Source organism: uncultured Mobiluncus sp. (assembly GCF_902488535.1).
Lineage (GTDB): Bacteria > Actinomycetota > Actinomycetes > Actinomycetales > Actinomycetaceae > Mobiluncus.
In genome coordinates, this window is the sequence record NZ_CABTWO010000004.1 from 64,474 (window position 1) to 79,913 (window position 15,440).

Consider the following 15,440-nt stretch of genomic DNA (forward strand, 5'->3'; position numbering starts at 1 on the left):
CCTGTTGATGGGGCGAGCCCTATTCCCAGGTCTCCCGGTTGCTTTCACGAAATGCTGGTTGTTTTCACTAGGAAACGATGGGGGCTTCGCCCGCGGTCGCCAGGATTTCGGTAATCTTGTCAGGATTTCCCCACTCACCCGGAGAATCATAAGGGCGGTCGGGGTAGGCGCCGTAGTCTAGGGTGATGTCGAGATTGTTTTCCTTGATGTAGGACTCCACGCGCTCAGCTAGGGACAGCGGTTTGCCGGTACAAACATTGATGATGCCGTCCACAGCGTCCTGAGTGGCAGCAACGGCAATCTGACGTGCCAGTTCGTCTACGGTGATGAAGTCGTAAAGGTTCTTGCCCATGGTAAAGGGAAAGTGCTTTTGCCCAGCCTGGCCGGCTTTCAACAGTTTGGAAAAAATCGAGTCGCCACGTAAATCGTCACCGGTGATGTAGTAGGCGCGCAGCCACTGCACCTGGACATCGTGCTGTTTAGCCGTCAGGAAAGTAAACTGGCGCAGCGCGTTTTTCGCGATGCCGTAAAGCGACTCGGGGTTGCAGCAAGCGGTTTCATCGATAGCGCCTTCCCAATAACCCACTTCGTGCATGGTCCCCATGGTGGCAAAGTGCTTTAAGCCGCCTTTAAAGAGGTTTTCGGTGAAATGCATATGCGCCGCGAGGTCATCGATGTGGCTGGCGGAATTGTGTTTGAATCCATCGCGCCAAGCCATGTGCAAGACAATTTCGGGACGTCCAATCTCGTCATAGATAGTCGGCGACCCCGAAAAAATATCCGCCTGCACCACGGTGGCCCGCGGGTCAATCCCGGAGGTGACACGGTCTATGACTGAAACCTCATGACCGCGCTCTAACAACTTCACGACAACGTGCCGACCAATGTAACCGCCAGCACCAGTAACCAGAATCTTCTTTCCCACGCCCCAATGCTACCAGCGCCATACCCGGCTTACCCAAATAGCTCCCAGTTTCGTTAGACTAAATGCGTTGGATATTCCAGGAGGAATCTTGAGCAAAGTCGCTGTCGTAACCCGTACCCACAACCGTCCCTTGTTCCTGGCTCGTGTCTTAAAAACCGTGGCGGAACAGACGTTTCAGGATTATGTGCACCTCATCGTGAACGATGCGGGCAGTCCGGAAGCTGTCAGTGCTGCCGTAGCGAAGCTGCCCGCCGCTCAACAAGCTCGGGTCGAAGTCATTCACAACGAAGTGTCTCGCGGCCGCGAGGCGGCGGTCAATCCCGGTTTTTCCCGGGCTGGCGAACTGGGCGTGACCTATGTGGCAGTGTTGGACGACGACGATAGTTGGGAACCGGAGTTCCTCACGGAATGTGTCTCTTGGCTGGATCGCAAGCCGGATTACGTTGGGGTCGCCACGCGCACCACCTTGGTTTATGAGGAAATCAACCCGGAGGGCAGCGCAGTGGTTGAGCTTCGCCGCGGCCCGCTGGCTCCAGATAAACATACCGTTGCTTTGGAGGACATCCTGCAGGTCAATTGGGTGCCCCCGGTTTCCCTGCTGTTTCGAGCTGAAACGTTGCCGAAGCTCACGGGCTGGCGCGAAGATTTGCCAGTCTTGTCCGACTGGGATTTTTTCCTGCGCATGCTTTTGTTGGGACCGGTAGGTTTCATCGACTCACCCTTGGCTCGCTGGCATCACCGGGCTAACGCCGTTGGTGATGATGGCAATTCGGTGGTGGTGGCCGCGCAGGATCACAATGATTTCCATGCCATCATTCGTGACCAGGCTCTGCGCGAAGCGATGACCTACGCCGCGTCCCCGAGCACGCAACCCGATTTGAAAACTTTGGCAACGCCGCTTTTGCTGGCTCATTACGCCAAAACTCTGCGGGAGGAAAACGAAAGTTTAACCCAGGAACTCAAGGAACTGCAGCTCCAGCAGCGGGAGCGCAACGAAGAAATTGTGCGCTATTTTGATGTAAAAACGGAACGTCTGAGCACCCAGCTCGGAGAGGTCGGAGAATCCGTATTGCTGCTGCATGAGCGGATGAATTCGATGGGTTTCAAGGCGCGGTTGCGCCGTCTATTTCATCGCGGCTGAGTTTGCTCCGCAGGCCACGATTTTATACACCGTGGCTTCGCCGAGCTGCGCGACCGGGGTGAAACCGCTGTTCAAGTCCACGTTGTGCAGGCCCGGATAGGTAAAGTCGCGGTCGGAAACTCCGGTTGCATCGGCGTAGTAGTGGGTGATGCCTTCCTGCCGGATAATAGCGCAGACCTTGGGGTTAGTGCCGATTTCACGGAAGTGATCGGCCAGGTACTTGCGGTTTTCGTCAAAAGCCGACCCGGACAGCTGCAGGTAATAGGTCGGGATGCCCGTGGTGGCGTACAGGAGGCCTTCCCCGGCGGAGGGGTCGCCGATGACCAGGGAGTTTCGCGGCAGCTGAAGACGGGACATGGCTGCAAATTCTTCGCTCGACACCCACGGGGCATGGAACTGGGAACCAGGGACAAAGGCGATGGTGGCCAGCATCACGCGGTCGGGATAGAACCGCGGCACCACCGGAGCTGCCGCCAATCCGGTGAGGACGAGCGCGATGAGGGAGGCGACCCCGACACGCACCGGCACAGCTCGTGACGGCAAAACTCGTGACGTCACCTCGCGGTACAGAAACACCGCGAGTTCCCCCACCGCCCCCGCCGCAAAAACTGGCAGGAACACGGCAATCCCCGACCCGATACGGTCGTAAGCTCCGTACCACAGGCCGGTGAGGATGCTGAGTGGCCCCAGCGGCACTTTCGTGGCCGCCACCAGGACCAACACTCCGGCCATAATCGTGGCCAGACGCAGGTCGCGGCGTTTTGCGGTGTACCAAGCCAGGCCCAACAGGCTGAGCAAACCTAAGGGAAGCGGCAGCCACCAGGGAGTTTGATAGATTTGGCTCAGGCCCAGCATGGCCGCCAGCGCCCGCAAGGCTTCCATGTTATCTCCGGCCTGAGTGGCACGCGCCCCGATTCCCAGCCGAGCCAGGCCCAGGGGCACCACCAGCCCTCCCGCCAGGGCTGCTAAGACTACCCCCAACCACCACCACGGCTTGAGCTGGCGTTTCACGACCGCGTTCAGCAGGCAGGCGAACACCGCCACCGCGAGGAAACCAAAAATGGAGGGATGGGCATGGATGGCGGCGAAAACCACCAAAGCGCCCAAAACGGTCTTGTGAAAAAACCGTCCCCAGAGCCGGGAAAAGGTGATGTCCGGGGTCACGCCCGCCTGCCAACTCGCCAAAGTATCCGCCGACCTCAGGACGACCCACAGAGCCGAAGGCCACCACATCACCGCCAAGACGTAAGGATAAAGGGATTGCAAAACCCCCAGATAGTAGGGAAAAACCAGGGGCCAAGGGCTCAGCAGGACCGCCAGGGGAACGCCGGGGTGGCGCTGACCAAAGATATATTGGGCCAGAAGGGCGACTCCGAGTGGCCACACGGTGAGGGTGAGGGTCATCAGCAGGGCGTTGGACAGGAGCATGGGGGTGGCGTAGGGGACGAATAGGCTCAACAGCGTCGCCCACTGAGCCGGATAGTACACTCCGTGGCTGCCGGGATAAAGCGCGTCCAGAGCCCCTTTCCAGGCGGAGCTCGCGTCATCGGCCACCACCCGCACTGAGGAATAGTGGAACATCGCGTCAAACGATTGGGAGGGGGACGCCGGTATCGGCAGGGTTTGCACAAACGGTAGCAGCTGGATGATCCCGGCCGCCACCAAGGCCAGGACCAGCAAAATCACAAACCAGACCCGCGGCACAGAGACTTCGGGAGCTACCGGACGCGACGGTATATCTGCATTCATGGCGTGTCCTCCCCGCGGCTGGTGTCTGAGGGAATACACCCGTTTAGAGCAGACTGCAGCGACCAGAAACACCAGGAAAGGCCCGACCACCTGCAAGTTCCACGGAATATGCAGCCAGGCCAGGACCTGGCCGAAAACGGCTAGAACACCGGCGGTAATCGGGGCGCCCAGAGCTAGGGCAGGCAAAAGCCGAAAACGCGCAGCCAGGGCCAGCACAAAACCGGGAAGAATCAGGAAAACCGCCAGAACGGCTATACACAGCAGGAACGCGATCATCGCGCCGGTCCCGATTGTGGCGCAGGAGACTCACCTGACGCGGGGGGCGCGACGGTCGTCGTAGCGGGCATTCGGCTCCAGCCGGCACGCAGCGCCCGCAGTATTGTCGCGGCGCGCTGGGCCAGGTCACGGGTCAGCCGCGGGGCAAACACCAGGTTGAAGGCCACGAACTTGGCCAGCCACACCGCGTATCCCATCCGCCAAGTCACAGGTATCGGGGCGATGCCGCGAATCAGCCAGCAAGTGTTGCGCACCAGGTAGAACACCCGGAACGGCGAGTGAACATGCACGACTTGAGCGCGACCCGGGATTTTCACGACATCGTCGCCGAGCTGGTGGTCAATAGTCGCCCCGGTCACCAGAACGGTGCCGCGGCCGGCCGCGTTGGCTCGGGCGGACCATTCCAAATCCACATGGTCAATGAACATGTCCGCGTTCATTGGCCCCACGGCTCGCCAGGTTTCCACCGGGACGTACAGCCCGGAGGCAATGAGGAAAGCCGCGGGCATTATGCCCCCGCCAGAGAGATCCGCGGACGCCTCGCGCAAGGCCTCGTCCGGGTAGCGGCGCGGCCCGAAGCGGGTGAAGCGGTAGGCCAGCACGTCTCGTTTGCTCGAATCGGTTTCGCGTTGGTCAAAAGCCAGGCCGCCCAGCGCCCCGACACTACCAACCAGACGCCCGTAAGCCTCTTCGATTTGTGCCACGTAGTCGCTGGCAAACACCGAGTCGTGGTCAAAGAACAACAGCGCGGTGGCACCGTGACGGAAAGCGTGGCGGGCGCCGAGGTTTTGGGCCGCCGCGATGCCGAGATTGCGCCCGAGTTCCAACACCACTACCCCGCGCTTGACCCAAGACTGCCAGTATTTGTGCAGCTCCGCGTGAGGTTCCGGGGTGTTATCGACTATCAACACCTGTTGAACTTGGGTTTGCAGCGAGGCAATGACCGCATCGAGCCGAGCCGTATCGGGGGCATACGCCACCCCGATTGCCCACACTTTTGAGCCAGTCTGACCCACATAACCTCCTGAAACGAAAAGGAATTACACACCCAGCGACGCCACGTAATCCAAGGTCGCCTGATAGTCCGGCAGCAAGCCCTGTTCACGAGCCTCGGCCAGGCTCGGCGCGGCCGTGTCCTTTTCCGAAAGAATGACTTGCAGCGGCCGGCCGGCCAAGTCACGGTCCGGCCACTTGAGCGCCACCTCGGGGTCGACCGGGGAAACCCCGTGTTCGCGTCCCGGATTGTAGCCCGCGGAGCACAGGTAAACCACGGTGGAGTTGTCCTCCAGCGCTACGAAACAGTGTCCCAAGCCCTCCGAAAGGTAGATGGCCCGGCGATGTTCGCCCTCCAGCAACACCGAATCCCACTGACCAAAGGTGGGGGAACCCACGCGAATATCAACCGCGAAATCCAACACCGCCCCGCTCGGACACATCACGTACTTGGCCTGGCTGGGCGGCACTTCCGCGAAATGAATCCCGCGCACCACCCCGGCTTTTGAAATGGAGCAGTTCGCCTGGACCAGGCCCAGCGGATGACCCACGACCCCGGCAAACTCGTCCATCTTGTACATTTCCATGAACGCCCCGCGTTCATCGGGGAACTGTTTGGGGGTAATCTCCCAAGCGCCGGCAATTTTTAGTTCGCGGTATTCCATCGTGTCTTCTTTCCCTAGTCCGTAGCTGTTTCAGCCATCAATAGTTTAGTGGGTTTTTCCTCATATGCAGAGCGACCCCGGCCGGTCAGCTGGCAAACCCGCTGGCCGCCATGGTTTCGGCGTAGACCTCGTCGTATTCCGCGGCTATGGCGGTCGGGGAGTACCGGTCCCCCACCGTTTCGGCGACCTCGCGGGGCTCCATCGCGGCGGTAGCGGCCTGCAGTTCCTGACACGCCTGGGCCCAGAACTTCGAGTTCTTTTCCGTCACAATGCGCACGACCCGCTCGGTTTCGTCGCTAATCCACTGCAAATCGCGGGCACCTTCACCCAATACCAGGGGTCGGCCCGCCAGCAGAGCCTGGAGGGCCGGCACGTAAAAGTTTTCCTCCTTGGTAGGGCCAATGAACAAATCTGTAGCATTGAGGGCTTCCACGACTCCGACCTCGTTGGTGGAGACAAAACGCACGTATTCCTCCAGCTTCAGGTCTTTAATCTTTTCCTGACTCCGAATCTTCGCGACCCCTTCGCCGACCCAGGTCAGGGTGGCGTCCACCCCGGCAGCGCGCAGCGTTTTCACTGTGCGAATCGCCACTTCCGGCTGATGTTTCGCGTTGACCGTACCGACCGAAACCAGGCGGAGCTGACCCGCCTCGCGCGGGCGAGAGGCAAACTCACTGTCAGCAGGAACAGGGCTCGCCGCTCCCTCTAGCTGCGGAACCGCGGGGTACAGCGGGGAGGGCACAATGTAGGGCACAGCGGCGGTATAGGAAGAGAAACGCCGGGAGGCAATGTCCTCGAGCATTTTCACCGCCGGGGCGGTGAGACCGTCGGGACGCAGCAGGATTTCCTCTACCGGCAAGACTTCCTGAGGCCAGTCCATCGGGCTGGTCAGCTGCCACGGCTCGGTGTGCACCCAAGCACAAGCCAGCTGTTCATCCTCGCGTTCCGGCAGCCCAAATGGAATTAAGGAACGCTGATTCATCGTGTGAACAATGTCAAAACCGGGAGCTAGGGCGTACACAATCTGAGCGGCACGTTCGAAATCCTCCGGGGCGCGCATCGCGTTGGGAAAACCCCGCACATCCACGTTGGCGTCGGTGTAGTGACTTTCCTCACTACCAGCCGCTTCGGAACGCAAATGCACCACCGTCACCTCGTGATTCATCCCGATAGCCTGGGCATTCATACGCACGAACACCCCGGTATTGGGAGATTCAATCGTGGGATATTCAGTAGTAACAATGGCAACCTTCATACTGTCCATTATGTCTCAATAGTGCGGTTGGGTTGCCGGTTCTGGTCTACTGACTGGTATTGACTGCACAAGGGCGGGGGGTGCGAAGCCGCTCAGCGCACGTGTCCGGGGCAGGTGTCGTAGCTGACGCGGTACAGGCGCTGACCGGTGAACTCGTAGTCCCCCGTGTCCACCCTGTTTTCCGCGATTTTTTGAAGCATCTGCGAGGGCGGACGGAAGATTGCGTTCGGTTTTTTCCAAAACCAAATGTAGATGCCATACCGCGAGCCGTCCGCAGAAGTGTCGTTGTCCGAGTAATAGTGCGTGACTCCTTGTGCTTTCAGATAGTCACAAGTTTCGGCGGAAATCTGGCCGTCATAGAGGTCTTTTGTGACTTCCAGGGCTCGCCCGGTGGGGTAGTTCATGGCAGGACGCACCACATGGACTCCACCGAGAATCCACCAAAACGGGGTGCCAATCTGCGGAGCGCCCCAGATGACTGCATCGGGCGGCAAAGTCGGGGCCACCCGCTCGATGAACGCCTGTTCGGAAGCGGTGACCATCGTGCCGCGGACGATAACCGCCGGATCGTAGGAACCGTCGATAACCGTGAGGCGTCCCCCCACGGTGCCTCCGCACCCGCTGACCAGCACCACCGCAGCTAGTGCCCACGAAAACCGCCGGTAAGCTCGCGGGCGCGACACCCAACGAGGCCAGGCGACGAGACGTTCCAGGCCGCGCGACAGGGCTAGTGACCCCAAAGGATAGGCACACATCAACACCAGCGGGGCAATCCGACCGGACTGCAGATACCACGGTGCCGTGAGAAAGTAACCCGGCCACACCGGCCCGGCCGCCAGCAGGAAAAACACCGCGCTCATGACCAGCCCGCCGACCAGCCACAACAGTCGGCGCTGGCGCACCAGCCACACACTGGCCACCACCGCTGCCACGGTATAAATGGCGCCGCCCAGCCCGAAACCCATAAAGAACGGGCCTTTCGGATAGTCCAACAGCAGCCGCCAGGTCAGGTCCCAAGTGTGGTTGTGCGGGTTGGCGAATTTAGACATGGAAACCAGACGGGGTAACACCACCATCCAAAACCCGCCCCCCAGCACCGCCGCAACCATCAGCGGCACCAGCAGCTTTACCGCCCGAGACACGTGCCAGCCCCGCCACCAGCGCCACCCCAGCACCAGCACCGGCACGAACATCAGCAGCACCAGATTGAACACCGCCGCCGGGTGGGTGCAGCCCAGACCGGCCAGTCCCACCAACCACCCCAGGCTCATCCACGGGGCGAGCTGGGAGGACAGCAGGCTGTGGCGGAGGTTGCCGCGGACTTTTTGCCCGAAGCGCCATGCCGCTTGGCTGGCAGAAGGGGTGTCAGCGGGTATTTCCAGGGACGTCCCGGCAGTCTCATGGCGGGGATATTTCACCGGGACGGGGCGCAGACGATAGATGGCGACGGCGAAAATCACCATGCCCGGGGTCGCAATGAGAGAGAAGGTGTAGGGCGGGGTCGCTAGGTTCGCCACGTAGTTGGCGGTGAAAGTGGAGCTGGTGGCCGCACCCAAGGCAGTCAAAGCCGCGATGGTGCGGCTCGCCTCGCCCGCGCCTTTCCACGCAGTCAGCGCCAGCAGGGCGAACAGCCCCAGCAGGGCGGGCCACAGCACCAGCACGGCCGTCATGGCACCCACATAAGACTGCAACGGGGAACCGGGCAGCAATGACACCAGGTTATGAAAAATATTGGGGTAATAGGCTCCGACCCCTTCGTTCATGGGAGCCAACGTGACCCAGGGGCTGGCGGAAGCAAACTCGCGCGTATAGCGAATCCCAGACAGGTGAAACACCACGTCCCAGGTTTGGGGCACCCGTGTCGCCAAACGGGTCGCCACCAGGTAGGGCAACGCTGACAACACCGCGCAGCCGGTGAAAACTGCCCACAACCCCCCAGAAACGTCGGTAGAGGGAACCCGGGGCCACACCGCTCGTGACCCCGAACGCAGGGTCCACAGCCGACCCACCACGAAAGGCAAACAAATGAGCACCAGCAGCGGCAACGCCAGCCACGCCCGCCACGGCAGCTGCAGCCCGATAGCTATCCAGGTCGCCCCGGCCCACACTCCCAAACTCACCGCCGGAGCCGCCACGACACGCAAAGCCCCGTGAATCCCTAAACCCCACAGCACCGTCAGCCCCGGCACCAGCAGGTAGACCAGGGCTATCAGCGTCGCGCCGGCCAGTAACAGGGAGTCAATCAACGTCAGCGGTTCCTTTCTAAGGGTAGTTTAATTCTAGCCGAGACTAAAGCCCGGAGCCTTGCCACGATTCTGGAAAGGTTCGGTGGGGCGATTATTATGGAAGGGCGGAAGGAAGGCTTATGGTTGCGAAAACGGTACAGGTTGTCGGATTGGGGTATATCGGGCTGCCAACAGCGGTGGCTTTGGCGGGTGCAGGTCACACGATTAAGGGCGTGGATGTAAACCAGGAGCATGTCGATGCCGTCAATGCCGGGCGGGTACCGTTCCTGGAACCCGGCCTGGATGAGGCCCTGAAGGAAGTACACGCCAAAGGACTGATTTCCGCTTCTACCCAGGCCAGCGAGGCGGAGGTTTACATTGTCGCCGTACCGACACCCTTCAAAGGCAACCACGAAGCCGATTTGTCCTATGTCATGGCTGCGGCCGACGAAATTTCCCCTTACGTCGCCAAGGGCGCCTTGGTGATTCTGGAATCGACTTCGCCCCCGGGAACGACCGAGGCTATGGCCGAACGTATCGAGAAAAACCGTCCCGAATTGGCCGGCCAGGTCAAGTTCGTCCACGCCCCCGAGAGGGTTTTGCCCGGGCGCATCATGATTGAAATGTTTGAAAACGACCGCATTGTGGGCGGTTTGACCCGCGAGGCGGCCGAAGCAGCACGCGACCTCTATGCGAGTTTCTGTCGGGGCCAAATCCGCGTGACGGACGCCAAGACAGCGGAGATGTCGAAGCTGGCGGAAAACTCTTTCCGGGACGTGAACATTGCTTACGCCAACGAGTTGGCCAAGATTTGTGAACGTCTGGGCATCGACGTGTGGGAACTCATCGAGCTGGCTAATTTGCATCCGCGGGTCAATATCCTCCGGCCCGGACCAGGTGTGGGCGGGCACTGTATCGCGGTAGACCCGTGGTTCATTGTTGACGCCGTGCCGGATTTGTCGAACCTGATTCGCACCGCCCGCGAGGTCAACGACTCACGTCCCGACGACGTGATGGCTCAGGTGCGTACCATTTTGGGCGCGAATGGCTGGAAGGAAGGCGAACCGGTGAAGATTGCAGCTCTCGGTTTAGCTTTCAAACCCGATGTGGACGATTTGCGCACCTCCCCGGCCATCACCGTGGTGCAAAAACTGGCGGAAATCCCGGGGGCACAGGTGCTGGTTTCCGAGCCGAACGTAGACGCTTTGCCAAAGTCCTTGACCGACAAAACGAACGTGACCTTGGTTGCCTTGAACCGGGCTATTGAAGAGGCAGCGGTCGTGGTCGGCCTTGTCGCGCACAAGCAGTTCAAAGCCTTAACCCGCACGGCAATCACCAAGCCAGTGTTGGACACCTGCGGGATTTGGCGCTAGCTGCGCCGTGTCACCGCTGCGCCAACACGTCCGCCACACCCGGCACGGACGCCCCTGGGCAATGACCGCCTTTCTGCCCCTCACTTTTGTCTAAAATGGAACCGTGAGTAAACCGTGCGTATTGGTAATTTATGGCACCCGACCGGAAGCCATCAAAGTCGCTCCCGTGGTGTTAGCTTTACAGGACTCTCAGTTGGATGTTAAAACTCTGACCACGGGTCAGCATCCCGAAATGGTTGCCCAGGTCAACAGCATTTTTGGGATTACTCCTGACTTTGCCATCGACGTGATGCGCCCCGGGCAATCGCTAAATATGCTGGCTGCCCGAGTGCTGCAAGGCTTGGACACGAAATTGGCAGAAATCCGACCCGACGCCATCATGGTAGAGGGGGACACGACCACGGTAATGGCGGCTGCCCTGGCTGCTTTCAACCTGCATGTCCCGGTGGTGCATTTGGAGGCCGGACTGCGTTCGGGCAACATCAACCTGCCCTTTCCGGAGGAGGCTAATCGCCGCCTGGCGGGGCAAGTCGCGGCGCTACACCTAGCGCCCACCCCGAAATCCCGGGATAACCTGCTGCGGGAAAACGTCGATCCCCGCCTGATTGCCGTCACCGGTAACACCGTCATCGATGCCCTGCACTACGTGGTCGACACTGACCAGGCTGGCGAGGGCCTGTCCCCCGAGTTTGGCGCCGCCTTGACACGTCCCGGACTGAAAGTACTGGTCACCGCGCACCGACGGGAATCTTGGGGACAACCGCTACGCGAGATGGCGCGTGCGCTCGCACAGTCCGCCACCGACCATCCGGAAGTGCATTTCCTGCTGCCCGCCCACGCCAACCCCGCCGTGCGCGAAGTACTGACCGAGATTTTGGGCAGCGTCCCCAATGTGACCATTGGCGACCCCCAGCCCTATGCCGCGTTCTGCGGACTGCTAAAGGGCTGCGACCTGGTGCTGACCGATTCCGGCGGGATTCAAGAAGAGGCCCCGGCACTGGGCAAACCGGTTCTGGTGATGCGCGACACGACCGAACGTCCCGAAGCCATTGCTGCGGGAACCGCCCGCCTGGTGGGGACCACTTATGAGTCCGTCCACTCTGCCCTGGAAGGAATGCTGATTTCTCCAGAAGCCCGCGGGGTGATGGCTCACGCCGTGAATCCTTACGGGGACGGTCGCGCCGCCGCGCGGGTAGTGGCAGCTCTGGAACAGCTGCTGGGGGTCGGAACGCGTCTCCCGGACTTCGAAGCCTGAGAATCCAACGATAGAATACCCCTGTGGCTAAATTGAAGATGCTGATTGTGTCCTACTCCCGACTGGTGTCTGACGCGCGGATTTTGAAACAAATTGACCTGTTCAAAGACGCTTACGAGCTGACCACCTGCGGTTACGGACCTGCCCCGGAAGGTGTGGCTCAGCATTATGAACTCCCCGGTGAAGGCACGTATTGGCAGCGCAACCGGCTGGCCACCATCTTGCACCTGTACACCTGGGCGTATTGGTCCTCCTCCGCCTCCGCGTGGTGCCGGCGCAACCTGCCTCAGGGATACTTCGATGTGACTTTCGCAGACGATATTGATTCCATCGGGGTGGGGCTGTGGACGAAACCAAAACTTGGTGTTCATGCTGACCTGCACGAATACTCGCCGCGCGAAAAAGAAGACGTCCCCAGGTGGCGGATGTTTGTGAAGCCCTACATGGAATGGCAGGTGCGTCATTTTGTGAAGCGGGCTGACTCGTGTTCCACCACGGCTACGTTCTTTGCCTCTGAATATGAAAAAAACTTTGGCATTAAACCGACGTTGGTCGTCAATGCCACCCCGTTCCATGATTTGCAGCCCACCGAGACTCCTGAAAACGGTCCAATACGTTTAGTTCACGCCGGAACTTGTCGACCGGACCGCTTTGCGGAAGTCATGATTGACGCGGTTGCTAGTTTGCAAGATAGATATACCTTGGACCTGTATCTGGTCAACAACAACTCCAGCTACTTTACGCAGTTAAGCGAGAAATGCCGCGAGATACCCAACGTAAATCTGTATCCCGGCGTGCCTTACGATAAACTCATCGACACGTTGCACCGCTACGACCTCGGTTTTCACAACCTTCCCCCGGTGAACTTCAACAACCGTTACGCTTTACCGAACAAGTTTTTTGACTTCATCCAGGCACGTATCGGAATGGTTATCGGTCCGACCCCGGAAATGGTCTCCCGCCTCGATGAGTACCAGCTGGGTCGGGTCGCCGCCGATTTCACGACAGAAGCGTTGCGGGAGGCACTGGAGAAAACCACTCCCGCAGAAGTTGCAGCATGGAAACAAAACGCCCACCACCACGCCCGTGAACTGTCTAGTGAAAATGTCGTGGGGCTATGGAAAGACGCTGTTGACCGCATCGTGACAGCAAAGGGTTAACCTGGACGGAAATTAGCTGATGGACACCAACAATCATCTGCGAGCTTGGCTGCGGAAACAAGCCGAGGCGCATCCCGTTTTGTCCAATATCAGCATCTTGGCGACAGGCACTGCCGCCAGCCAAGCTGTTGCCATCATTGTTTCGATATTCACAGCCAGAATTTTCACCCCGGAAGCATTCGGAGAATTTGCGCTCTTTTCCTCCATTTCCAGCATCTTCGTGGTCATCGCCACCCTGCGCTATGACGTGGCAATCGTGCTGCCGGATACGGATGACGAAGCTCGCCAACTGGCTCGTCTCGCCACCCGCGCCAACCTCGTCGTATCGGTTTTGGCGACAATCCTGGCTTTTGCCACGCGACCAGTCGTATTACAGGTGTGGGGTTCAAAAACATTGGCCACCTGGCTGCCGCTGGTGGGACTGGCGATTTTTTGTTCCGCCCAAGTCGCGATTTGGCAGTATTGGTACAACCGCCAGCGACAGTACCGCGTCATCGCGCTGAATCGCTTTGAGTCTGGCGTGGGTTCGTCTCTGGGACAGCTGGGATTTGGACTCGGCGGTCTGCGCAGTTTCCTGGGGCTGATTTTCGGGAACTTCATTGGCTTGCTGTGGGCACTGTTCAATCTGGGGCGCCAATCGGGAACCGTCTGGCATCCCGTGGCCCCCGATACCTCCCGGATGCGCGACATGGCACACAAATACCGCAAAATGCCCCTGCTGAACCTCCCTAATGCGCTGGTGGATGCGGTGCGAACCAACGGTATTCAGATGTTGATTGGGGTCGCGGCGCTCGGTTCACTGGGTCAGTTTAACTTGGCTTGGCGAGTCCTGCAGGCTCCGATTGCCCTGTTGAACGGGGCGATTTCCCAGGTGTTCCTGGAACGCATGGCACGAGTACAGCCGGGACAGCTGACCGGGCTGGTGCGGGCGGTGATGAAACGCGCCTGCCTGTTCGGGGTGGGTCCTTTCGTACTGCTGTGGATTGTGGCGCCGTGGCTGCTCCCCTTCGTGTTTGGTCCGCAGTGGGTGGAAGCTGGCTTGATTACCCGCGCATTGGTGCCATGGTTGGCAGTAAACTTGATAACTTCCCCGATTTCTGGGGTGTTCGTGGTGACCGGGCGGCAGTCCTGGATTTTATTGCACGCCATCTTGTTTACCGCGATTCCCCTGGGTTGGCTGGCGTTTTCCCCACTGGATTTCCTACCGACCCTGCAGATTTTGAGCCTGATGATGGCAGTGATGCTGCTGATTTTGCTGGTCTTGGCGGACCTTGCCGCCCAAGCCTGGGACCGGAATAGTGGAACAAAGGAGACCAAAGACAGTGACCAAGAATGATGCCACCGTAGTTATCGCCTGCCACGACCCCAACCGCCCGATTCGACGCGCGGTCGCTTCAGCGCTACGTTCCAGCGGAGTAAATGTGCTGGTTATAGCCCATAATACGGATCCAGAGGGGATGCGCACCGCCTTGGGTCCACTGGCCTCCCGGGTGCGTGTGGAGCCGTTTGCGGATGGTATCCCCTCCCCGGCGGGGCCATTCAATCACGGGTTAGCCATCGCAGACACCCGCTTCGTGTCAATCATGGGTTCCGACGATGTCCTGGAAACGGGGGCAGTCGATTCCTGGCGCGTACTGGCGAAACGTTGGGACGCTGATATGGTGTTGACGCGACTGCACCGCGGAAAAGCCCGCCGTCCGATTCATGCCCCCGCGGTTCGCCCTTGGCTCCACGGGGTGGCAGACTTTGCCAAAGATCGGCTCTATTATCGTTCCGCCCCGCTGGGGTTAATGCGTCGCGAACGCCTGGAAGAACTGGGACTCCGCATGACTCCTGACTTTCCGGTGGGTGAAGATATTGCTTTTTCGATGCGACTCTATTCTTCGTCTCCCGTGGTGGTGCAGCGTCGCGGACCAGGCTACCTGGTCGGCGAAGACGCGAAAACGCGGGTCACCACTACGTCTCGACCGGTAGATGTGGAACTGCAACACATCACTGATTTACTGTCTCGGTCTTGGGTGGCAGATTGGAGTGCAGAAACGCGCGCCGGGGTGGCAATCAAGATTCTGCGGATTCACGTTTTTGGACTTTTACTGAACCGAGAAATGGATTTTTGGACAGCCGCCCAACGTGTTTCTCTGGCGGAGATTGCCCAATCATTGTGCGATTTCGCCCCCGGTTGTGAGCGGGCTTTCTCGCGAGCCGACACTGCTTTGTTGCAAACCATCTTAAACCCACAATCCCCCAACGAACAGCTGCTCCGGTTAGCTCAGGCTCGGAGTCGGTTCTTTACGCCCGCAGCCCTCGTTCCGGCGTATGCACAAGGGTGGTGCCACCGGGAGGGACCACTCCGTTTTGACGTGGCTAGTTTCCTGGTGCGCTAACTTTAGCTCGACGCGGACTGAGGGCACCGCGCGACCTGA

Annotated in this window: 12 protein-coding genes; 6 read left to right on the top strand and 6 right to left on the bottom strand. The window is 59.7% G+C overall.

Annotated elements, in window-relative coordinates:
- Positions 1-67: 67 nt before the first annotated feature.
- Positions 68-925 (bottom strand): NAD-dependent epimerase/dehydratase family protein, encoded by an 858-nt coding sequence (locus RDL66_RS02435; protein WP_308534949.1) that lies wholly within the window; start codon positions 923-925, stop codon positions 68-70.
- Positions 926-1,013: 88 nt separating this feature from the next.
- On the opposite strand from RDL66_RS02435, the gene RDL66_RS02440 reads away from it, so the two are divergent.
- Entirely contained in the window at positions 1,014-2,066 is a 1,053-nt protein-coding gene (locus tag RDL66_RS02440) for a glycosyltransferase family A protein (protein ID WP_308534950.1), read from the top strand.
- Here RDL66_RS02440 and RDL66_RS02445 read toward each other — a convergent pair.
- The 5 genes from RDL66_RS02445 to RDL66_RS02465 all read right to left on the bottom strand — a co-directional run bounded on the left by RDL66_RS02445 (position 2,049) and on the right by RDL66_RS02465 (position 9,250).
- A complete protein-coding gene (locus RDL66_RS02445; protein ID WP_308534951.1) occupies positions 2,049-4,091 on the bottom strand; it encodes a DUF6541 family protein in 2,043 nt (680 codons plus the stop codon). The genes RDL66_RS02440 and RDL66_RS02445 overlap by 18 nt on opposite strands.
- A complete protein-coding gene (locus RDL66_RS02450; protein ID WP_308534952.1) occupies positions 4,088-5,107 on the bottom strand; it encodes a glycosyltransferase family 2 protein in 1,020 nt (339 codons plus the stop codon). Before RDL66_RS02450 ends, RDL66_RS02445 begins: the two co-directional genes overlap by 4 nt.
- A gap of 24 nt (positions 5,108-5,131) precedes the next feature.
- Entirely contained in the window at positions 5,132-5,749 is a 618-nt protein-coding gene (locus RDL66_RS02455; protein ID WP_308534953.1) for a dTDP-4-dehydrorhamnose 3,5-epimerase, read from the bottom strand.
- An 85-nt stretch (positions 5,750-5,834) separates the two neighbouring features.
- Positions 5,835-7,004, bottom strand: coding sequence for a glycosyltransferase family 4 protein (locus RDL66_RS02460; protein WP_308534954.1), 1,170 nt, complete (start codon positions 7,002-7,004; stop codon positions 5,835-5,837).
- Positions 7,005-7,096: 92 nt separating this feature from the next.
- Positions 7,097-9,250: a DUF6541 family protein gene (locus RDL66_RS02465; protein ID WP_308534955.1), complete on the bottom strand. Its 2,154-nt coding sequence runs from the start codon at positions 9,248-9,250 to the stop codon at positions 7,097-7,099.
- Between the two features lie 119 nt (positions 9,251-9,369).
- On the opposite strand from RDL66_RS02465, the gene wecC reads away from it, so the two are divergent.
- The 5 genes from wecC (at position 9,370) to RDL66_RS02490 (ending at position 15,401) form a co-directional block, all read left to right on the top strand.
- Complete coding sequence (gene wecC / locus RDL66_RS02470; RefSeq protein ID WP_308534956.1) at positions 9,370-10,602, top strand: UDP-N-acetyl-D-mannosamine dehydrogenase; 1,233 nt, start codon at positions 9,370-9,372, stop codon at positions 10,600-10,602.
- 121 nt (positions 10,603-10,723) lie between these two features.
- Complete coding sequence (gene wecB / locus RDL66_RS02475) at positions 10,724-11,857, top strand: non-hydrolyzing UDP-N-acetylglucosamine 2-epimerase (RefSeq protein WP_308535011.1); 1,134 nt, start codon at positions 10,724-10,726, stop codon at positions 11,855-11,857.
- Between the two features lie 38 nt (positions 11,858-11,895).
- On the top strand, positions 11,896-13,017 hold the full coding sequence (locus RDL66_RS02480; protein ID WP_308535012.1) for a hypothetical protein: 1,122 nt from the start codon (positions 11,896-11,898) through the stop codon (positions 13,015-13,017).
- A 19-nt stretch (positions 13,018-13,036) separates the two neighbouring features.
- Entirely contained in the window at positions 13,037-14,353 is a 1,317-nt protein-coding gene (locus RDL66_RS02485; protein WP_308534957.1) for an oligosaccharide flippase family protein, read from the top strand.
- Positions 14,340-15,401: a glycosyl transferase gene (locus RDL66_RS02490; protein WP_308534958.1), complete on the top strand. Its 1,062-nt coding sequence runs from the start codon at positions 14,340-14,342 to the stop codon at positions 15,399-15,401. The genes RDL66_RS02485 and RDL66_RS02490 overlap by 14 nt, the downstream gene beginning before the upstream one ends.
- Positions 15,402-15,440 lie beyond the last annotated feature (39 nt).